This is a genomic window from Vibrio sp. OY15 (assembly GCF_000742455.1).
In the GTDB taxonomy this organism is placed as follows: domain Bacteria; phylum Pseudomonadota; class Gammaproteobacteria; order Enterobacterales; family Vibrionaceae; genus Vibrio; species Vibrio alginolyticus.
In genome coordinates this window covers 422914-446166 of record NZ_JPIL01000009.1, presented here as the reverse complement: position 1 = coordinate 446166, position 23253 = coordinate 422914, and the positions used below count along the sequence as shown (strand labels likewise).

Sequence of the window (23253 nt, the reverse complement as noted above, 5' to 3'; positions counted from 1 at the left end):
ATCACCGCGACTAGTTGGTATAATCAAAGTCCGTGCCAACTTTAAAAATCAAACAAAAACAACAACTTAAGCAATTCCAGACATTGTTCACTAATATATTGAGTACAATTTATTGGATAAAAAACCAAAAAGTTGGATTAAGATAATAATAAATTGTTCTAACTTTAAAAAGTGAAAATAACCATATAAAACCGTGTAAATAAAGTCATTAAAACTAATAAATCCGACACTTTTACTATCAATTAATTTAGAATAACAACGCCATTAAAATAACCACAAACATTAATGTCACAATAATCATTAAAAATAACCAACAAACGATAGTCAAAATATCTTGATAAAAAAAGAACGCAATTACTTTTAGTATAATAGCCGCTACCTCTTTTCCTCTAAAGAATAAAATGGCTATGATAAATATAAACCTTTCTTCATTAATTCAGCGTCTACACCCGATTGCAAAAGTAGCATTAGAAGACGCCGCTGCACTTGCAGTCTCTGAAAAAGCAAACGAAGTTCAAATTGAGCATTATTTACTGAGTCTATTAGAAAGGCCAAATAGTGATTTTGACGTCTTATTAAGTCATTTTGATTGTTCTGAGAACTTATTAAGACAATCGGTTCGATCCACACTCGACACCAACGCCAAAGGAAATGGCAGCAAACCTGTTTTTTCTGCGTTATTAATCGAATGGTTACAAGAAAGCTGGCTGGTTTCTTCTTTAGATCTATCCGAAACACAAATCCGCTCTGGTGCCCTACTCCTTACTCTTGTTAGCAACCCTCTCCGTTACGGCCAACATGGTTACGCCTCTATCCTTGAATCGGTAAACCCTGACAGCCTTAAGCGTAACTTTGCAGAGCTAACAAGCCAATCTATTGAGGCGCAAGTTGCTACTTCAGAGAAAACACAAGCTCGTGAGGATGGCTCAGCACTGAGCAAGTTCACAACAGACTTCACTGGTAAAGCACGCAAAGGCGAAATCGATCCTGTTTTCTGCCGCGACCAAGAAATCCGCCAAATCGTGGACATTCTTGCTCGTCGCCGTAAAAACAACCCTATTGCTGTTGGTGAACCGGGCGTTGGTAAAACCGCAGTAGTAGAAGGCTTGGCACTTAAGATTGTACAAGGTGACGTACCAGACAACCTCAAAGGTGTTGAGCTTTACGGGCTAGATATGGGTCTTCTGCAAGCTGGTGCAAGCGTAAAAGGTGAATTCGAAAAACGCCTAAACGCGGTATTGGATGAAGTGAAAAACTCGCCAACCCCTATCATTCTTTTCATCGATGAAGCACACACCCTTGTTGGCGGTGGTAACCAAGCGGGCGGCAGCGACGCGGCAAACTTGCTAAAACCAGCCCTAGCGCGTGGTGAAGTGAAAACCATCGCCGCAACAACATGGTCGGAATACAAGAAGTACTTCGAGAAAGATCCTGCCCTTGCACGTCGTTTCCAATTGGTGAAACTCGACGAACCGTCTCCTGAGCAAGCAGCATTGATCATTCGTGGTCTGCGCCCAGCATACGAGAAGTCACACAACGTTTACGTGCGTGACGATGCTATCACTGCTGCGGCAGCACTTTCTGCTCGTTACATCTCTGGTCGTCAACTGCCAGACAAAGCGATCGATGTACTAGATACGGCGTGTGCTCGAGTGAACATCAGCCTTAATGCCATTCCTGCTTCTGTTGAGACTCTGCAACAAGAACTTGCAGCTCAACAGCGCGAGCTTGAAGCACTTGAGCGTGATGCTCTGCAGCAAACTGGCGACAAGCACAGCCTTGCTAACATTCCAGACCTAAAACTGGCAATGGAAACAACGAAAGAAGAGCTAGCAGAACAAGAAGCGCAATGGCACAAAGAAAAAGAGCAGATCCAAGAGATGATTGCTCTACGCTCTCGCTTACATGAACTGGTCTTTGGCGAAACAAATGAAGAAGAGCTTGTTGCAGACGAAGATTCAGAACAAGAGCAAGACGTTTCTCCATATACAGAAATGGACGAAGAAGCCGTTCGCATTGCAATTTCGGCCTGCCAAGAGCAGCTAGATGTAATCCGCAATGGCAACCCACTGGTTCACTTTGAAGTGGGCCCAGATGAAGTCAGCCATGTGATCTCGGACTGGACTGGTATTCCAATGGGTAAGATGCTTCAAGACGAAGCAGAAACCACGCTAAAACTGAAAGAAAGCCTAACACAAAGCATCAAAGGCCAAGAATACGCTATCGATGCACTGTCTGAAGGCATTCAAACTGCGAAAGCTGGTCTAGGTAACCCAGACGCACCAACAGGCGTATTCCTGCTGGTTGGCCCAAGTGGCGTGGGTAAAACCGAAACGGCTCGTGCGATCGCTGATCAAATGTTTGGTGGTGAGCGCTTTATGACGACCATTAACATGTCTGAGTTCCAAGAGAAGCACACGGTATCTCGCCTAATCGGTTCACCTCCGGGTTACGTAGGTTACGGTGAAGGCGGCATGCTGACAGAAGCGGTTCGTCAACGTCCATATTCTGTTGTTCTTCTTGATGAAGTGGAAAAAGCCGACCCTGAAGTGTTGAACCTGTTCTACCAAGTGTTCGACAAAGGCACGCTGAACGACGGCGAAGGCCGCACAATCGACTTCAAGAACACGCTGATCATCATGACCAGTAACCTTGCGACGCATGAGGTCGAATCTTTGGTTCATCAATCCAAAGACATCGATGCAAACATCATCGCAGAAGCTATTCGCCCTACTTTGAACCAACACTTCAAGCCGGCGCTGTTGGCACGTATGTCAGTACTACCATTTGTTCCGCTGTCTGATGAAGCAATGACAGAAATTATTCACCACAAGCTGAACAAAGTTTCTCAGCGTCTACAGAGCCATCACAAATTGTCTCTGAGCTACGAAGAAAGCTTGGTTGAGTTCGTACTAGGTAACTGTCGCCTTGCTGAAACGGGCGCGCGTAACATCGACGCGGTCATCAACCGTCAGTTGCTGCCGCAACTATCGACTCAGCTATTAGTGCATGACAAGGATGATTCACATACGCAAATCGAAGTGTCTGTCGATGAGCAAGGAACACTAACCTATGCGTTCAGCTAACCATAGCGAACTTAGTAACGCCCTACTTGCGATCAGTCAGTCTTTGGCTGATCGCAGCCAGCTTACCCAAACGTTGGATGCTGTGTTGACCGCTGCGAGACAAATGACCCTCGCAAAGCACGGCATCATTTACGTTTTGGACCAAACTGGGCAGGCGTTGATTCCAAGTACCGCTCACCATAACGATAAAACGATTGTTTCCCACCCTTGGGAAGCATTACAGTTAGACTCAGCCAGTGAGAACGACCCATTTAACTTTGCCATTCGTAATGGTGAAGTGGTGTTGATTAACGAGTTGTATAAGTACAACGGCTATGACTGCGAAAGCATCTATCAAACTGAGCAGACACTGGGATTAAAAAGCGAGAACTTATTGGCTTGGCCTTTGATTGATAGCGAAAGCAAAACCATTGGACTGTTAGTCTTACTCGATTTAAGTGTTATCGACAATGAAGCTGCATTGACTGAGTTTTGTCGTATGGCCGCGAGTAATATTCGCCAAGCTGTGTGGTTAGAGCAATACGGGCAAGTAATAAAAAATCTCAATGCCGACAATCAAGCCCTAGTGCGCGAGAACACTCAGCTCAAAAAACGTACCCAGAAAGCCTATCAAGGTCCTATTGCAGAGAGCGAAGAAATGCTCAATGTCTTGAATCGTCTTGATAAGGTGCTATCTCTTCCTGTCGACGTTCTGTTGCGTGGTGAAACGGGCGCTGGTAAAGAAGTGATCGCGAAATACATTCACGAAAACTCTAATCGTTCAGAACAGCCTTTGATCGTTCAGAACTGTGCGGCTATTCCAGAGCAGTTATTGGAATCTGAGCTTTTTGGGCATAAGAAAGGTTCATTTACGGGCGCAGACAAAGACAAAGTCGGTTTGTTTGAAGCAGCCAACGGCGGCACGCTTTTCCTAGATGAAATTGGCGATATGCCAATGCTACTGCAGGCAAAGTTACTGCGTGTACTACAAGAACGCAAAGTTCGCCCTATCGGTACCAGCAAAGAGATTGAGGTGGACGTTCGCGTTATCGCGGCAACACACTGTAACCTTATGCAGCAAATCAAAGATGGCGGATTCCGTGCCGACTTGTTCTATCGCTTGAATGTATTCCCGATTACATTGCCGCCCCTGAGAGCCCGTAAGTCGGACATTATTCCCCTTGCCGAACATTTCGTGCAACACACCACCAACACGCTAGGTTTGCCGCAAGCGCCAGGGTTAAGTGCCAACGTACGTAAACAGCTGCTTGCCTACCAATACCCAGGGAACGTGCGTGAGCTTAAGAACATCATTGAGCGCTCGGTGCTACTGTCCGATTTTGAAACCATTACTCACATTGAGTTTGGCGAACAAATCCCAGAAGATGTACCAAGTATCGACATGAAAGCAGCTTCACCTACCCCAGAGCAACCTGCTTACGAGCAGCAAGCACAAGCGGATTTAGAAGACGTTTCAAAGAGCCTTAAGGACGTTGTCAGCCAATACGAGCGCACAGTGATCATCGATTGCTTAAATGCTTGCAATTGGCACACAAAGAAAGCAGCTGAGCAATTGGCACTTCCAATGAGCACACTCAACCATAAAATGAAGAAATACGATATTTCTGCAGCTGGTTAAGCGAGAAGCGAGAAGCGAGAAGCGAGAAGCGAGAAGCGAGAAGCGAGAAGCGAGAAAATCTTACTTCGGTTTGCATTGATAAGAAAAGAAAAACCGCCCGAAGGCGGTTTTTTTATTTGTTATTTTGCCTGTAAAAGAGCGATTTCCGGAGCATTAAGAGAAGACGCTTGTTTCTTTATCCAGTTCTCAACATATCGTTTCTGCTCGTTCTGTACCTCTAGGTTTTTCCAGTGCAAATGATTCGCCTCACTTGTCGGCTTTTCCTTTTCAACCGTTTCTATCCATGGCTTACCCGTCATGAAGTCTTTCACCGCAGGAACTCGAAGCTCAAACTTCGGTAGTTCATAACCTTCACTCGTATCCATTTGTTCAAATGAAGCCAACTCGAGTCTGATAGGTTTTAGATCATTACCATCTAAAACATCACCAAAAGGTCTTAAACCATTAACTAATTTGCCTGTAGGCGACACATAAGAGTAATCAAAACGAACGATATAAAGGTGTTTTTTCTCGCTTGAAGTTAATAAACCGGAGAAATTAGCGTCATTCTGATCAATAAATTGAACGGCGCTTTGCTCCAGACCTGTAAGCTTAGTAGCGTCGCTATCGTCAAGGTCTAGATCAAAAACGGTTCTTGTTTCTATTCCGTGATACCCAGTATTTGACTTCTCGGTAACAAGACGAGAACGAATGTTGACCACTCCAGCATAATGCATCACGTCATGTTTAACTGGACCATCTTTGATCTGCAGTTTCACCCCACATTCAATGGCATTGAGTAACATTGTATCGTAATCGTCACTCGCACGATCATCCCCTAACACCGCAAAACAAAGTGAGAACCGTTGCTCTTTCGACCAATCAAACTTGTTGCTTATCAGTTTATTCGCATTGCTTTCACCCCAAGCAAGGTCACCGTCAATTTCAACACCAGGCAAAATAATAAGGTTGCCATCGATCACCTTCGGTGTAGTGTCTCGGGATGATGCAGACTCACTCATGACAAACTCTTCGATTAAAAAGTCAGTGTCTGTGAGTTTCGTCTTTTCCAATGTTCGACCGTTAAAGTTTTTCGCTTCTTGTGCAGGGCTTTGACCATCGATACCAAAGTTAACTTCAGTAATATCTAGAGTGTAATTTTTATATGTACCCAAGCCCTCTAACTTACCCGCTAGCAAATCATGTCCTCCTAGTGAGAAGACATATCTCATCTGCTCAAAAGCACCAGTGTCTCGAACATATTCAAACACGCTTTGACCTGTAAAGAAGGCTTTCACCTCATCTATGACTTTAACATTTGGACATAACGGCTTGATGCCATGGATTAAAAACTCACCAAATTCATATGTTGGTTCAAATTCAAGACCATGCAATTCCTCAACACGCTTACTCTTAAAGTGTTCTTTAATCGCTTCATCAGGGTCTTCGAATTGAGAAGCATCCATTTTTGTAAACAACACATCAAAGGTTGGCCCATGAGAGTCCAAACCAACAACAGCGGCGCGATAAGCGACCTCCTGTAAAAACAGTGCCTTAGATGAGACATTGTCTTTTAAAACCACCTGTAGTTTCACGCGAGTTTGTGGGCGTAGCTTTCGTCCATTCTGCGCAAATGCCCACTCTACATATGGCGTCCATTTAGCACCGTCTTGAACCAGCAAGCGGCTGAACTCTATATCATCATGCCCAAGTTCTACTGTAGCTAAGTTGAAGTCGTGACAAAATGCCTTTAGGCCTTCTCGGATAGAAGCTCTTTCTTGCAAGGACTCATCTGATTTTCGGTCCAAGAATAGACGTGTTTGTACAGGGAATCCCGTATTAAATGCCCCCCCTATTTTTTCACCGTAACTCCATTGTAACGAGCTATTGGCATCTGATTTAGAGAACAAACCAGATTTTTTAAAGCGGTTTACCCAGTTCAGGGCCAGTGTATTACCATCATTGACTGGAATTTCCCAGTTATCACTCATGACATACAGCTGAATAAACTCGTCAACTCGATAATCCTCAATGAAATCATCAAAGTCCCCCGTCAGGCTCCACTTAGCGCGGAGAAGCGTTAGTAACTCAATCAATGAATTCAAAGCATAAGAGCGCAACAAAAAGCGCTTCAACAATTCATCATGATTCGCCTGTTTTTTGAGAAAGTCAGCTAAGCCAACAGCATCAATGACCTGAGGTTGAAGGTCTTGACTTATCCCTTTGTACAGAGAGATAAGCTCTTTGTTGATGCTACTGAGTGTCTTTAGCATGCTTTTGTTGTTGTACTGAGCTTTGATCTCCTTAAACGTCGCATCACCAAAAAGGTCGCCATAGAAATCAGTTGCAGCGCCCAAAAGATCTGCACCCACTTTACCGGCAAAATAATAGGCAGCCACTGGTGCGGCAGGCGTCCAGATTGCGACACTTGCCATTGCATCAACGGCAGCAATAATCAACTTATCTTGAGCTTCCTTTGCCGCAAGCTGATGCCCTTCCCAAATTTGATGCGCGCGATTTAATGCCATCGTTCCCGAGCGGCTCGGTGGTAGGGAAACCGCAAAGTCAGGGATGATCAACCTAACCTCTACACGTCGGTTCACAGCGATATCAGCAGTATCTGATCGGTCGTTAACGTCGGCATAACCTTCGATATCATCAATCAGTTGTGACTTACCCTTAAATTCAATCCACAACCTTGATTCTAGATTCGCTCGTTCTTTTTCGCTTGCTTTGGCAAGGATGGCCTCTTTAACGACATCCGCACGCAATCTGGAAATTTTTAAGTTATTTTCATGCGTTCCTATTGGCCCTGCATGGCCAATAATGGCAACTTGGTAATCAGGGTTTTTGGATAAAAGCTGGCATAATTTTTTACATACTTCTATATAGTCGATATGCAGTACTTGAACTTCGTTCTCAAACTCAGCAGAGTTAAACTTGAAGTTCATTCGAACAACGACCCCTTGACCATCAACAAAGATCTGAGCATTCCCTTCTTTACCAAGCGCTTCCTGCACCGCTTCTGCCTTTTTTTGCCAATGTTCTGGATTATCAAAGCGACGAACAAACGTTAAAGAAGAAAGATAGTTTTCAGAGTATTTGCTTAAAGTTTCTTGCGCTTCTTTCGCATTTTTAATTTGTTCAGAGAACGCCGAATATTGCTCTAACGCTTCCTTGCCACTTGCGATAACTCCAATTGCTGGTAGCGCGCGATTTGTTCCGCTCAAAAAATCACTGCTTAAACGTCCAACGCCACGCATGATTTTTGACTCTGGGCCTGCCGCTTTAAAAGCACGTTTGATATAAGGAATATCGATTACATGCTTTCTAAACACTAACGCTTGTGCTTGTTTCAGCGTTAGCTCTTTACGCGCAAAAACCTTTGCAAGGCTGACGCTCTTTTTAACACCACTGGTGGCGGCAAGTGCCGAATGTAACGCGATACCACTCATCAGAAATGGAGGTAAAGCCCCTGATTCACTGTTTTCCCATAGCGCCTGCCCGATGGTTTTCGCCATATCCGCAGGTGGGCCAAAAAGCTTAGCACCGTCAATGGAGAGAAAATCACTGCTCAACGATTCGTAGGTTTTGTTGATCGCAGCATGCAAAGATAACGGTGCGACGCCCGGCTTTTGCTTAGTTTGATAGGTTAACCCCTTTGTCGCGTAGTCTGAATAAGATGGCAACTGATTAGGAAATTGTTGGATGAGCGCTTCCTCTAAGGTGATCATGTCACCACACACGCACGCCATTTTGCCAATGCCCGCTGTCTCGATAAACGTCAGCTTTTCATGCAGCTCATAAGTATATACATTCTGCTCCACATCAGTTTTAGGGTGTTTCATAAACTGCTTTGTGGCATTGGCCTTCAACACACTTTCAGGTAACTTTTTACGTGTTTCATCGAGTGCTTTCCATTCAGTTTCCCAAAATTGGATGCGCAACAAATAAAAACCATCTTCAACTTGGCTAGGGTCAAGGTTAAACAATGCACTTGGTAAAACGTTTTTTTCACCAACTTCAATTGCCCATCTTGCAACGTTGGTATCGACTACCTTCACATTAATCACTTCTTCTGCGGCGCTCTCTAAATCGCCCGCTTTGAGCTGCTTAACCGGTCTAACTAGCGAAACTTCCGCGCCACGATAAAGATTATCAGTGAACAACACTGCACAACTGTGCGTTCTTGGCACAACAAAACCTTTCAGGGGTTTGTTTCTTTTTTTCTGACGCTCTAACCAATCATTGTAACTTTGTTGTTCTGGCGAAAGGTCACCACCAGCATAGGCAGGAGCAAGTTGGTTTACTGCAATTTCAGTAAGTTGGAACTTCACACCCGTTTGGTTTGTTTTGTTGGTCCCATCATCAATGTACTGGGCAAAATGCTTAATGTTTTCTGCAAGACTTACTAGATTTTTTGCGCCCCCAGTACTTTCTGGATCATTCAGCGGCGCAATCATCTGCGCCAACAAACGCAATGGTGGAAAGCTTAATTCATAGCTTTTCCCTTTGCAGATCCCTTCCGGTCGGTTGCCCAACTTGAGTACTTCGTAATTGTTGACATCACTCGGTACAGAACTTTCAGAGTCGACCTTTTCTCCCGATAAAGGTTGCTTACCCATTGCTTGTGGTGGCTCGCCTAAACCTAACTCGACCAATTTTCCCTCTCTGGTGGTGCCCCACAGTGCGGGTTCACCTCCCGACAAGGCATTGACCATCACTGGAGTCAAAGGTATGGGACGAATCTTACCCTCTAGCTCATTTACTTGAGTGAGATCTGGCTGGGAATGCCAGTCCGGCCACACTTCCACACCATCATCGTTCTTTACGGCACTAAAGAAAGCTCCAAACAGATAGACTTCATTATCAAACGTAAAAGCCATTAGTTCGCCTCCTTAAACCAATTTCCTTGATTTGCGGAGAGGTTATACACAATTGCAGGATCTAACGTGCGCCCATAACCCAATGGAGACCAGCTCCACGCTTGTTTAGTATGGTTTTTCTGCACCGACATCAGCATCGCGTTGTAATTTGTTAGCGAAAAACGATTATTTAAACCGATGGCATATTGCATTGCCCCATCACGCTTAATCTGTTTACCTTTCGCTAGGTCGACGACAAACACATTGTGATAGTTGCGATTAGCCGCCCAGACAATGTCCCCTTCTGGACTTATGGCTTTATAATCCGCTTTTGATTTATTCGTCGCTAAGTCCTTATCCCAAAAAACTGCTTTTGCTTTTTGATTTGTATTTGCATCGTAAATAAGCGCAGCAAAATCATTTACCTGATATCTTTTCCCGTCCTTTATGAAGCCAGTATCACTGATGTAAAGATCGGTCTTTTCCGCCTCACCTTTAGCAATATCCCACTTATAAACCACACGACCAACCTTACCAGTGCGGTAATAAACGTAGCTGCTATCTTCCGCCCATAAAAATCCGGAAGGGCCTTCAATATCATGTGGCAGCTTAATCAGCTTCTGGTTTTTGATATCAAAAAGGTAGTTAGTCAAACCAAAACCGACTGCAACGTAACGATTGTTTGGCGAGCGACTGGTTTTATCAACAGTTATGTCACCATCGCCAAGCCATGGCAAATCGGTCACCAAACGTAAATCGGTGCCATCAGTCTTCATACTCCAAATTTTGGTTCGTCCTTCGTATTCATTATACATAGGGTCTGGCTCATAGCCTGAGTCGTTTGATAAGTTGGCCCAAGTAAACTGAACGCGTGGCAAATCGTAAGAGCTCGCGTCATTTAAGTCTTCCCTTGGCCATTCTTTGGCGCGATGGATAAAGTAACGAGGAAAGTCACGTTGTTGGTATGTCGCAGAGTCAGATTTAAAGATCTCACTTGGCTCCATGGTGTAATAGTTGTGTTCACCAATGTAAGTGCGGCCGTCATCTTTACAACCCGCTATCGATAAAGCAGCAAGCAACAGTAATAGTATTTTCTTCATGGTTTAACCTAGCAATTCTGAAATGGGTACATTTTCTTCTACAACGACAAGACGTTGGCTACCGGTGGAGAGGCTCGAATGAACACCTCGAACAATATCGACGCTCTTGACCTCTTCCGGCGGGAATGCGAACCGAAGCGTCATATAACCATCGTCATCTTTCATTGCTGAACGAAAGTACGATTTGTGAATCCAATCCTGTTCTATGTTACGAAGCCCAAAGAAATCGTCCGGCTGATCTGTCAAAGGCTCGTGAAGGTAACGTATAGAAGGCAATGCGCCTCTTGGAGCCAACTTAAGCCCCGCGATATTGCTCTCTTTGTGTTCGTTGATGACTCCACTGCCGATGCCTGTCGATGCGGTACCGGAAACTGGAATAATATTCTCGCCCGCATTATTAAAGCTTTGGGATGAGGAGTATATTTGCAACTCTGAAAGAGACTTAGCAATTGAAGCAGGATCACTCTCTAGCTCAGACAGTTCCGTGTTTGTCAAAGCCAACTCGGAGTAATGGATATAACATTCTTGTGCTTTTCCCGCGACTTTGTATGGCACCCAAATATGCGGTAGAGGAACGCCTTGCGCAATACGCAAACCATCTTTGCCAGCTTTATAAGGGCTTAGCACCGTTTTAACAGTGATAGGATCAATATCTAATTCTGGAAAAACAACATCTACTTCCTCATCTACAAAGCGGAATACCCTAGCACCTTGATCAAGGCTTAGATGTCCCGAATACACTTTCTGACCGGATTGATAAATCTCAAATGCTTCTTCGCCAATATAGTAGTCTGGTACAAGGTTGGCCCCATCAATGTTGACATGTCGTGTTTTCATCGAGGATTCAGGATCATTATTTCTGTAGTACTCTAAATCGACATCAGCAAAGTAGCCTTTTGGTGTAACTTCAACCTCTCGCCAAACTTTGTTATTCCAGATTACATAGAAATAACCTTCTGCAACCAACTCATGTCCATTTGGGCCCTCTAGCATAGGTAGTACAGGCACCAACACGTTATCCCACTCATCCATTTGAATTTCTTTATCAACGGGTTGCATATCTTCGGCGAGTTTAAGCAAAATTGGCTGAGGCTGATCAGTGCAAGGGATTTTGATATAGAGCGTTTTGCCCTCAGCTTCGAGATCTTTAAATGTCGCGAGGCTGCGGTGTTTGTTTTCTGTATCAGCCTTGCCTACAGTCACTTTTTCTTTTTGAGCTTCCGTTTTTCCCAACATCAAACATGCCGCGTTGCTAGACCACTGCCCTGCAAACTCGACAACGATTTTTTGATCTAGACTTGGCTCAGAGGGGACATGCGTGTAACTACGAACTAAAGCAACATCGTCGGTAACCTGCTTGTATCCTGCTTTAAAAGCTTTGCTTTCATTCGAAGCAGATACAGAGTCAACGAGTGATTTAAGTCTAGGGAAGCTTTGCAGCTGAGAGTCCGTCAATGGCGACCGACGAGCAACGGTAGATAATGACACCCAATTGCCTTTTCCCAATTCGATTCTTATAGCAGCTAGCAATGCGCTGGTCGTTTTTTTGGCAGAGATGGAAATCTTTTGCGCCAACTCTTTAGGGAGGTTTCTAAGGATGTCATCTGAATTTCGCAAACGCGAAAGCTGCCCTATACACTCGTCCGGTGTAAGAACATAAGATAGCTCGTTGGAGGATAGCTTCGAGCTAGGTATAAATTTGCAAACTAAATGCATTTGAATTCTCCACAACCAACATCGTAAATATGGCTGCGGTGACAATTAAGCTGATAAGGCTTACAAGTACGATTTGGTCTGCGTATCCTACTTACTTAGCCATTTATTTTCAACGAGATAGAAAAATCGCCCGAAATCAAAAACACCAAAAAAATGGTGACTTTTGCTATCAAAACATGCGATTTGACCACAACAAAAGCCAGTAACATCACGCACTCTGTCAAAATGGTAAAATCGTACTATCTAAAAAAATTTAATTTATGGACTGAAGTTAACAAAAATCGTAGTAACGTGCGCTTCAGGTAAGCACGAGGAAATTCAGAAGTTTATGAGGTGCCCTCCTCAGCAACAAACAACAAATTGACTGTTACTGAGGAAGTTTAAATAAAAAGGTGAGCGCATTACGCACTCACAAAAGTAACTGCTCTGAAGCTTGCTAGGATTAAATTTGCTTCATCGCGAGTTAAAGAGGTGAGGTATTACCCATCGACCTCATGCAGAACACTATACTCAGAGTATAGAAACGAGCGTAAATATATAATATTTAAAAAGATTTTCAACGCGACACATTCACCACAGCACCTGCCGAGCGACCATCACAATCACGTCATACACACCTAAAAGCAACATTGGCCTAGTTATTATAGTTATTCAGCCTTGTATTAAGACGATTCATTAATTCGAGTAACTTATCAATAAAGGCAATTATTTTGATAAATATCACAAAAAGTCCCAAAGAAATAAAGCGAGCTAAACGCTCGCTTTATTTATGCCGCATTTTTTAAAGTTTTGTTCTCACTAAAATATCGGTTGTAAACAGCACCTAAGGAGGCTGTACTTGCGAAACGATCATAGTTAAATGTTGCTTGAGCCTCTTCGGCAGAGGCGGAAAGCTTGTTGGTACCATTTACATAAATCGTCACTACCCCCTCCTTCAGTCCTGAAAGATCTAAATCAGTCGTCCATGAGTCTGAAAGCACGGTAGCCATACCTGTGGCTTCTGTACCATCAGCGTCGACTGCTTTAATATCTATGAACTCACCATCTTCAAACCGTTCACTGCTACCACTTACTGTCATGCTTTCCACTCCAGTAACATCGTTGATAACGTCTAGGTGTATTGTCGGTGTAATTGGCATGGAGTAAGCCGTGCTCTGGCTACCGGTATTCCCTGATAAGTCTTGGTAGTCACGAACAAGCAACGCCACATTGAGCTCCGACGTACTTGGTATCACCACATCACCAGTCCAAACACTTGGGTCTGCGGTTGCCATTAATGAAGTGATCGTGGTACCACCTAACTCCGCCGCGGCGGACTGCAGATCTTTATCGAACTCTAGCGTTACCGTCACGCTTTGGCCGATGGCTTGGTGCTCAGGCGTAAACGTCACGTTAGTCAGCGTTGGCAGAGACTGCGCCAGTGTAAAGCTCTGGCTTTCACTCACTTCAATGCCCGCTGAGTTCGTCCCCGTCACCATCACGGTATAAGTGCCATTGGTTTGGTGACTCATATCCATTGCGTCACTGATCCAAGTGCCACCAGCTTGTACCGTTGCACTGCTGCTTTTTAGTACCGTCGCGCTGCCTTGGCCTTTCACTTCAAGACGCAGGGACTGACCATCAAAGCGTGTCGACGTGCCTTCGAATTGTAGCGTGGCGGCATGCGTTTCATCCACATTGCCCACTGGCGTGATGGCTAAGGTCGGCGTGATCGGCATGGAGTAAGCCGTGCTCTGGCTACCGGTGTTTCCTGATAAGTCTTGGTAGTCACGAACTAGTAACGCCACATTGAGCTCTGACGTGCTTGGTACCACCACATCACCAGTCCAAACACTTGGGTCCGCGGTTGCCATTAATGAAGTGATCGTTGTACCACCTAACTCCGCCGCTGCAGACTGCAGATCTTTATCGAATTCTAGCGTTACCGTCACGCTTTGGCCGATGGCTTGGTGCTCAGGCGTAAACGTCACGTTAGTCAGCGTTGGCAGAGACTGCGCTAGTGTAAAGCTCTGGCTTTCACTCACTTCAATGCCCGCTGAGTTCGTCCCCGTCACCATCACGGTATAAGTGCCATTGGTTTGGTGACTCATGTCCATTGCGTCACTGATCCAAGTGCCACCGGCTTGTACTGTTGCACTGCTGCTTTTCAATACCGTCACGCTGCCTTGAGCTTTCACTTCAAGACGCAAGGACTGACCGTCAAAACGTGTCGACGTACCTTCGAATTGTAGCGTGGCGGCTTGCGTTTCATCCACATTACCCACTGGCGTAATAACTAAAGTTGGCGTGATCGGCATGGAGTAAGCCGTGTTCTGGCTACCGGTATTTCCTGATAAGTCTTGGTAGTCACGAACAAGCAACGCCACATTCAGCTCTGACGTGCTTGGTACCACCACATCACCAGTCCAAACACTTGGGTCCGCGGTTGCCACTAATGAAGTGATCGTCGTACCACCTAACTCTGCTGCGGCGGATTGCAGATCTTTATCGAATTCCAGCGTCACCGTCACGCTTTGGCCGATGGCTTGGTGCTCAGGCGTAAACGTCGCGTTAGTCAGCGTTGGCAGAGACTGCGCCAGTGTAAAGCTCTGGCTTTCACTCACTTCAATGCCCGCTGAGTTCGTCCCCGTCACCATCACAGTATAAGTACCATTGGTTTGGTGACTCATGTCCATTGCGTCACTGATCCAAGTGCCACCGGCTTGTACTGTCGCGCTGCCGCTTTTTAGTACCGTCGCGCTGCCTTGGGCTTTCACTTCAAGACGCAGGGACTGACCATCAAAACGAGTTGACGTACCTTCGAATTGTAGCGTGGCGGCATGCGTTTCATCCACATTGCCCACTGGCGTGATGGCTAAGGTCGGCGTGATCGGTAATTCGTGAGCAGTATTATCCTCACCTATGTTGCCAGTCAAATCTTTAAATTGACTAACAACCAAGTCGACACTTAACAGCGCGGTGCTCGGAACTTGTACATCACCAATCCAGACCTTTTTATCTGCCGTTGCTGATAGAGAACTAATGCGATTGCCGCCAAGCGTAGCGGTCGCCTCTTGGAGCTCTTTATCAAACTCAAGCGAGACACTCACGCTTTGCCCCACGCTCTGATGCTCGGGGTTAAATGTCACATTGGTCAGTTTTGGTAAGGTTCCTTCAACCGCGATACTTAAACTGCTTCCTTTTCCAGGAATGGTGTTGGTACTTTGGTAGCTATCATCCTCTACCTGTATTGTTATGTTTTTATCTTGCTTTTCTGGACTGATGTAATTAACCGTCCACGTAATATTGTCTGAAGTCGACCAAGTATCTTGTTTTAACGTTCCTGTTACACCGCTATCACTAGCGACAAGATGGACATCTGAGATATCAAAGTTCGTAACTTCTTCTGTAAAGTTAAACGCAAGCGTAATCTCTTCGCCTCCAAAAAGAGGGGCGCTTGAGGCGGTAGAGATACTTAGCCCGGGAACGGTTGCCGCTTCCACATGCGCGTCAATAGAACTTTCACTCTTGTTATCCACCTTGTCTGTTGCTGCCACCGTGATCGTATGATCGCCTTTCGGTAACAAATAGCTTATGACATAAGGCCCCGCTTCGGTTGTCGGCTCAGTAATCGCTTGAGGAGCTACTGTGCTACCACCACTCACCGCTTTTGACGTGACGAGATTTAAATTTTTATCTGTAATGTATGCACTAATTTCTAGTTGATACTTATCGTTTGTCGGCACCTTAGAGGTTTGATTAGCACTTAAGCCCGAAATACTTGGAGCGTCATAATCAACAATAGATTCGATAACCTTTCCATCATAACTTTTGCCTAGTAATTCAAAGCTTGTATTCTCTCTTCCAACTGAGTCCGTCACCGTCACCTTAAGGGTATATGACCCTTGGTTATCGACGGCAAAGTTCATCATTCCATTACCACTAGATGAGATAACATCACCTGAGTAACGCAAGGAATCACCGAGGCTTGGAATAAGCTCCACAGAATATTGTGAAGCTTTCACTCTTTCTCCTTCCACCGTAGATACCGTAAACGGCTGGCTTGCCTTGGTTAAGAACAGTTTCCCACCCTGCAAACTCGTAATTCCATCGAAATCAACTGTGACTTTAGGAACACTAATATCAATGACTTTTCTGATATCAGAATACAGTCCGACGCTATCTGTCGCTTTGATGTCTACTGTGATTGAACCACGCCCCTCTAACTGAGATTTCGGTAGTTCAAAGTACGTAGATGAACCATTCCCATCCTCTACTCTTTCTTCTTGATAACTCGGGTTTAAAACCGAGTAGTTTACTGTTGCCAGGCTGCTACCAGTGTCCGTTATGTCAAAACGAAAACGAACATTATCAGGATTTGTTGGCGATTCGGTTACGATAATCTCATCGCCAACACTTGGAGGTGTGTTGTCAACTTTAATATCAACGGTCGCTTCACCGACTCTCGACCACACATCCGTTGCGGTAATCGTTGTCCTGATCGTTTTTCCATCCGCATCGCTAGGAAGTTCACTTGTAAATGTTGAACACTTGTAGGTTGGGTCATCTGCACACACCTCTAATTGTGCAAACTTCTCCGGATTATCTTTATAGTTGTAGGATTCCGTTCCAAACCTGGCCATCACATTGTCTAGTCTAGAGTTTTCATACAGCTTAATTCTGAATTTGGCGACAAGCTGCTGACCATTAATGGTTGTGTTTCCGACCGGATCAGTAATTTCAACGACTACCGAACCTTTAGGTAATTCAAGCATTAGATCGTGCTCTGGCGTCAAGTTTCCTGCTAAATCAGATAAGTTCTTGATTTTGTATTCTTGAGTTGTACTCAGGCCATCAATAATATCGGCATACGATTCAGAATACGTACACTTGATATTTCCAACACCTTTGGCACAAGTCGTTGGTGTATAAGCTTTGTTGCCAAGATTACGAACCAACTTTGGATATTCATCTGAACTTTCGGTATTCACGCCTGATAAAGCATCATTAAAAGAGAGCTCAAATGTGAGCATCTTCTTCTTCAAAGCTTCATCAAACCAAACATCACTTCCTTTAAAACTGTATGAGTTACCATCCACGACTGTCGGTGCATCAATATCCACCATCGAGAAATTGAACTTGTTGATCGTTTCACGCCCATTTGTACCCAAGGTTTTAGTGATCAAAGTAACAGGTGCTTTGGTCATGTTTTGCCCAACATTGACACTACAACTGTAAGGTTCTTGCGATACGTTGATAACACCAGAAGTTGGTTGCCCATTAGTTGGTGGCGCATCTAGAGAGTTGTATTCTTCACGAACCCAACACTCTAACGTTTTGGCTTTGACCGCACTCAATGTAGTAAAGGTGACATCAAGAACACCATCAGATAAGTAATTTTGGAAGTCCAGCGGGCTTTCAACTGTTAGAACCACGCCTTCACGCTGTACGCTAAAGGTTTGGTTTACTTTTCCAACCTTTCGGTCTTTTTCATCAAGGTAACGAACTTTGTTATAAACTTTGATATCAAGTTCATAATTACCATCTTTGGCAATTTGTGTAGAAAGCAACGTTGCAGTCCAAGTGCCATCTGCGGTTTCTGAGAACGTAAAGTTAGTCCCGTTTTGCTCTCCAGAGAATCTATAAGTTGAGTCAATTCGATCAACGCCACTATCATCAACAATATCAAGCGTCAGTACGATATTTCCATCTTGATAGATGGTGTTGTTTGTAATTGGCGTTCCATCCGTGTAACTCATCGCCAGCGTCACCTGCGGGATTGAGTTGTACACTTTGACGGTAAAATCTTGCTCATCACTGGTTAAGGTTGTGTTGCCACGAACATCAGACCCTTTTAAACGAACCTTGTGTGTACCCGTACCTAAATCACCAAGGCTCACTTTGAGATCCTCATTGATTTTTGTACCGGGAGAGCCAGGTAATGGTTCCAGATCGCTAAACGTCCAATACTCTAGGCTTTCTCGATTTACGCCATTAATTGAAACATCACCGTTTGCATTTAGGTCTAGCGCCGTTAGGTCAAAGACATAGTTACCTAAGTAGTAGTCATTCGCATTGAAACCACTTAAGCCTAATGTTGGCCCATCACGATCAAGAATAACCTTGTGCGTGTTAGAACTAGACTCAAAACCATAAATATCGGTTGCTTTTACATACAATGACGTTGTTTTTTCATCTTCAGAAATGTCTATTTTATCTGTGTCACTCTTGATAAGAGACATGACAAACTCTTTAGATGAATCCGTTGGCACAATTGTCTTAATTGGCGAATCTTTACCACTTTGATACAGCGAGACTTGCTCAAGGTCTGAATCGTCTATTACGGATTTAAATCGCACGTTGAACTCACGCCCTATAACATAGTTCTCTTTGGACAATGTGTCTTCAACCCAAGGCGTATTTAGGATGATTTCAGGGCCTTTGTTATCGACTTGGAAGGTAAATTTCCCTGTTGTACTAACATTGGCAGGGTAAGCGTTGTCCGTCGCAGTGACGTAAAATTCATTCCATTCATCGTAATCAAATGCTTTTGAAACCAGTTGGACTTTGACGTCAGGCTGTTCACCAACTAGGTATGGTACGTCACACGCCTCTGTTAGAGGGTCACAGCTTTCTAATGTCAGAGCCTGACCAGATCCGCGGCGCAAATCTATTTTTACGTTATTGCCAGAGCTTAACGTCCCCCAATCAATGACAGGTGTCCATTGGTTATTACCACCTAAACGGCTTTGAACCTGCTCACTTTTTACAATAGGGGCTTCAGAGTCGATACGAATATTGAATCTCGGAGCGGTGCTAGTTAACTCTGAAACGGAGTTACCTAAGTTGTCCTCTGCTGCTGCAACAACTAACCAATCTCCATCACCAGGATAAATCGTAGAGCCTTGATTTGAACATATCTCGCCCGTACATAGTTTGACTTTAAACGCGTCTTTCGAGTTACTTGCAAAGTTTTCTGGTGTGTATGTTACTTTTTCACCGGTTTGCTGGTAGAAAACAAGGCCCCTCGAGGCAAGCTTATCACCAACAATATCCTCAACCTTGAAGGTTAATTCATGAGTATTGTTCGCATTTAAATAAATACCGTTTTCTACAGGTTTACCATCGACATCATTGGGTGGAAGGTAACTGGCCTTAGGGAAGTCGTTATCAATAAACACCGATTCTATAAACGGAGATTTACCATTGTAACCATACGCATTGCCATGTGGGTCCATAGCACTGGTCTCCACGGCAAACTCTATAATATCTTTTAGTTCACTAGACTGGGAGTTAAGGGTGAAGAAGTACTCTTTTCGATAAGCATTGCTGCTGTCTGAGTTTTCTACGATGTTGATGTCCAGTGGTATTTCAATATTTGGCTCATTGGCTTGATACCACATCGTGCTAAACTTCGGGCCGTGAGCGTCGGTTCCTACAATACCAGAAGGATCGTCTAGGACAATTTTAGAAACAACCTCGCCAGCGATATAAAGCCTATTACCAACCATCGTCTCTCTACCGCTTTCAATGGTTAATTTTGGCTGCGGAGGCAAGGTATCGATACTGCTACCCTCTGTATCAAAAATGTTCTTACCATTTAAGTCAGGATTAGCCATCGAAATATCATCAGCATAGAGCTGCGCGATATTGGTCTCAATACCGTATTTGCTCGCCATGATTTCATAATACGATTGCGCCAGGTCTTTTCGGTAAGTTTCAGCGCCAAACGTGTAAGAATCGAGCGTAACTTGACTTCCTCCTGCCCCTACACCATTTGCTTTTCCATCGTAGCTAAAATCATCGTAAATAGCAGATGCAAAATCTAATGAGTTATTTCTTGGCATTCTCTCGGCAATACTATCAATTGCTTCAACAAGGAATCGGTGTAGATAGTCATTTGATGGCTTGTCTGGAATCGCTTTAGTCGTAAACATTTCATTGGTTGCATAAGACACAACCGTTGGGTCAAACCCAAAGAATGAGTTGTTATTCGTACCTGATAACGCGTAGCGCACCTCATCAAGAATTTGAATCGCACGTTCTGAAGTTTTCTCTCCCGCTGTCACTTGATCCCACTGGAAATCAAACAAACCAGTCTGATATGTCGATAGTTCAGTAATATAGTAAGTTTGAGAACCTTTGAGCTTAAAATACACACCAATATTGGCCTTGTTTAAGTCAACCGTTACTTTCTTGGTCCCTGGATCTCTTTTCCATTGGTAATAGTATGGCTCACTGCCTTCGATACCAATTAAACGAACACGCATGAAATCATAATTCACTACGTCAGTTGTGGTTTCACAACTCGCTACGTCAAGAGCCATGGACTGGTCACTTTCCAGTTGCTGGATAGTGGTACAACTTGCAAGTGAAGTGAATTCACCACTTGGGCTCAACCCTTCAAGTTGAGCTCGCGCACCAATAAATGGTGTCACCACTTTTATGGTTGGTAGGTCAAAGCTACTTCTAAAATATACTTCTCTTGGAGTGCTTTCGTTATCAGACTCATCGATGGTTTGAATGACTAACTTTTGACTACTGTTTTCTGATACCGATTTAAAGCTGTCACCCAAAATATCTCTTACAAAAGGAATGTAATAGATGACATCCTCTACTCGCCCATTGCTATCTAACAGCGTTTCGTGCGGAATTTTTGCGATGTAATCGTCATCGGATGCGGTTGTGTCAATAACTTGCTGAAGTGAGTAGTTGTTATCGTTGTTTTGGCTTACGTAGTACTTGACGACGAGCTTAAGCTTATTAGCGTTGGAGCCTAAAACCGTATCGGTGTTTACGTCTGAAACTTTCACACGAACATAAGGGATTTTATTCTCTTTCAATAAATTAGCGTTGAAGTTACTAAAATCTATCCCTTTTAATGAGTTCTGAATCCCTAAACTTGCGTACGCATAATCAATCTTCAGGAAATCGCGGCTTGCTTGAACATTGTCTGGGGTGTACGTATCTTGAGAGTAGATACCATCGTAAGTGGTTCGTTCACCATCTAAACCCACATTTACGTACGTCATTGAGGTACCTTCAGGATAGGTTATCGTCTGTGCTGGCGCTTGATCGTCACGACTTACTGCATGCTGCGCAGAGCCCGTATTGCCTTTGCTATCCTTCGCTCGAACCTCAAAGACCGTCGTAGATAGGAATTCATCAGTTGGGTAAGCCTTACTAAACTCACAAGCATTTCCAGACTCTACAGTGACAGGAGAACATGTGACGCCCTCATGTAAGCCATCTTTAAATGAAATACTGACCGAACTAATCTCTTGCGAGCTTTCTTTTACAACCCCTTTCAGAACGTATTCTTTAAGTTGGTTATTAATTGCACTCGCCGATGTAATATCGATAACAGGCGCATCGTTATCCCATTCAAAGTTGATATGAAGACCCGAATGGCTGCCTGGAATTAACTCATTACCCAGTACATCCGCTGTATATAAGACTAACCGTGCTGCTGTTACGTTTGAGAGCCCTGTGGCAGGGTTCATATCTACACTATCGATCTCTTTGGTATTAATGTTAACTTTAACGTTGGTCTCTCGAAGGCCAACTTCAAAATCATCAAATTCAACCGAACAGAATGTGCTTCCAAAATCTTGTATGTCGTTACATTGAAATTCACCAGACCAAGAGCCATTAATCTGATACTGAATAAAGGCGGATACGTCTTCTACACCGATATCATCAACAATTTTTAGGTCAACTTTATCGGTGCCTGCCAGTACATCACGGTCAATGCGTGTCACGATAGGCGCTGTGGTATCAATCTCCGTCCCATCTCGCGGTGGAATGACGCCATCTGTACTGCCATATGTACCTAAGTCATTAAGCTTCTTACTAAAGTCGACATAGTCGGCAGCATCAGTACCTGAAATATTGATACTTGGGTCGTTTACCACGATCAAAACGTGCTGAGATAAGTCACGTGTGTAAACGTCGCTGTTTATCTTTTTCTGTCCAAAGCTAAGGGGAGTCACTGCTCCTGAAGTCTTGCTCACTTCAAGACCATCAAGAACACCATCTGCAATAACATCCCGATATTGGATGTCAGCGAAGTGCATCGAAGTGTAGACGTTATCGCTGTTGCCGTATTTTTTTATAAGATCGTAAGAGTAAGACGAGTATGCTGTTAATAAAGCACCGTATTGATGCCCTACACTAGCAAAGCTGCTTTGCCCACCTTTGGTAATATCAATAGGTTTGGTCTCATTTACGTCAAACCCATACATGCTATTGATACTATCCAAAGCGGTTGAAAAGGCACTTTCATCTGTGGCCCCCTGAGAAATTTTGTACTTTGCCAAGCCTGCTGCCAAGTTCGACAGCGGAGTAAGCATTAACTTTTGCTCACTCCCCTCTTTAAAGTTCACAACACCTTCAAATTTAAGTGTCTTCGCATTACTCACAGATACCGTTTCATTTGTAAACGGATCGGTATAACTCCCCTCTTTTGCAACAACAAAAAGAGGCATTGACGACGATTCAAACTCTAGCAGATAGTTTCCGAAGGCATCAGACGTCGTGTTAGCCAACTTCCGACCTAAGTTTCCATTTTTGAACTCGAAAACCTCAATCTTGGCGCCATTGACTGGGGCGTCAAACACCATACCGGAAATGCTTCCTTTGCTTCTAGCTGGAGGTGTGTTGTCTCCTCCATCACCACCACCACATGCACTCAATAAAAGAGATGTAAGCGTAAGACCTAATGTTAATTTCAGCGTATTTTTAGCGAACATAGTAATTTGGCAAAATATATTTTCCCGAGATTATATTATTGAAAAATATTTTCTCAACGTGACATTAACACCAACAAAATAGGCATAAACACCAAGCCAACCGTCACTTTGACTGAATTATTAAAATTATTTTTACATCCTATAATCATTAACTTAGTT

Annotated in this window: 6 protein-coding genes; 2 read left to right on the top strand and 4 right to left on the bottom strand. The window is 44.0% G+C overall.

Annotated features, from left to right (window positions below; translation table 11 throughout):
- Positions 1–407 precede the first annotated feature (407 nt).
- Positions 408–3086, top strand: coding sequence for a type VI secretion system ATPase TssH (gene tssH, locus IJ23_RS12425; protein ID WP_033906560.1), 2679 nt, complete (start codon positions 408–410; stop codon positions 3084–3086).
- A complete protein-coding gene (locus tag IJ23_RS12420; protein ID WP_033906404.1) occupies positions 3073–4704 on the top strand; it encodes a sigma-54-dependent Fis family transcriptional regulator in 1632 nt (543 codons plus the stop codon). Before tssH ends, IJ23_RS12420 begins: the two co-directional genes overlap by 14 nt.
- Positions 4705–4823: 119 nt before the next feature.
- Here the strand turns inward: IJ23_RS12420 and IJ23_RS12415 are convergent, their stop codons facing one another.
- The 4 genes from IJ23_RS12415 to IJ23_RS12400 all read right to left on the bottom strand — a co-directional run bounded on the left by IJ23_RS12415 (position 4824) and on the right by IJ23_RS12400 (position 23094).
- Positions 4824–9569: an OmpA family protein gene (locus IJ23_RS12415; protein WP_033906403.1), complete on the bottom strand. Its 4746-nt coding sequence runs from the start codon at positions 9567–9569 to the stop codon at positions 4824–4826.
- Positions 9569–10648, bottom strand: coding sequence for a hypothetical protein (locus IJ23_RS12410; protein WP_033906402.1), 1080 nt, complete (start codon positions 10646–10648; stop codon positions 9569–9571). Before IJ23_RS12410 ends, IJ23_RS12415 begins: the two co-directional genes overlap by 1 nt.
- 3 nt (positions 10649–10651) lie before the next feature.
- Positions 10652–12364: a hypothetical protein gene (locus IJ23_RS12405; RefSeq protein WP_033906401.1), complete on the bottom strand. Its 1713-nt coding sequence runs from the start codon at positions 12362–12364 to the stop codon at positions 10652–10654.
- Between the two features lie 767 nt (positions 12365–13131).
- Positions 13132–23094 (bottom strand): tandem large repeat, encoded by a 9963-nt coding sequence (locus tag IJ23_RS12400; protein ID WP_033906400.1) that lies wholly within the window; start codon positions 23092–23094, stop codon positions 13132–13134.
- Between the last annotated feature and the right edge of the window lie 159 nt (positions 23095–23253).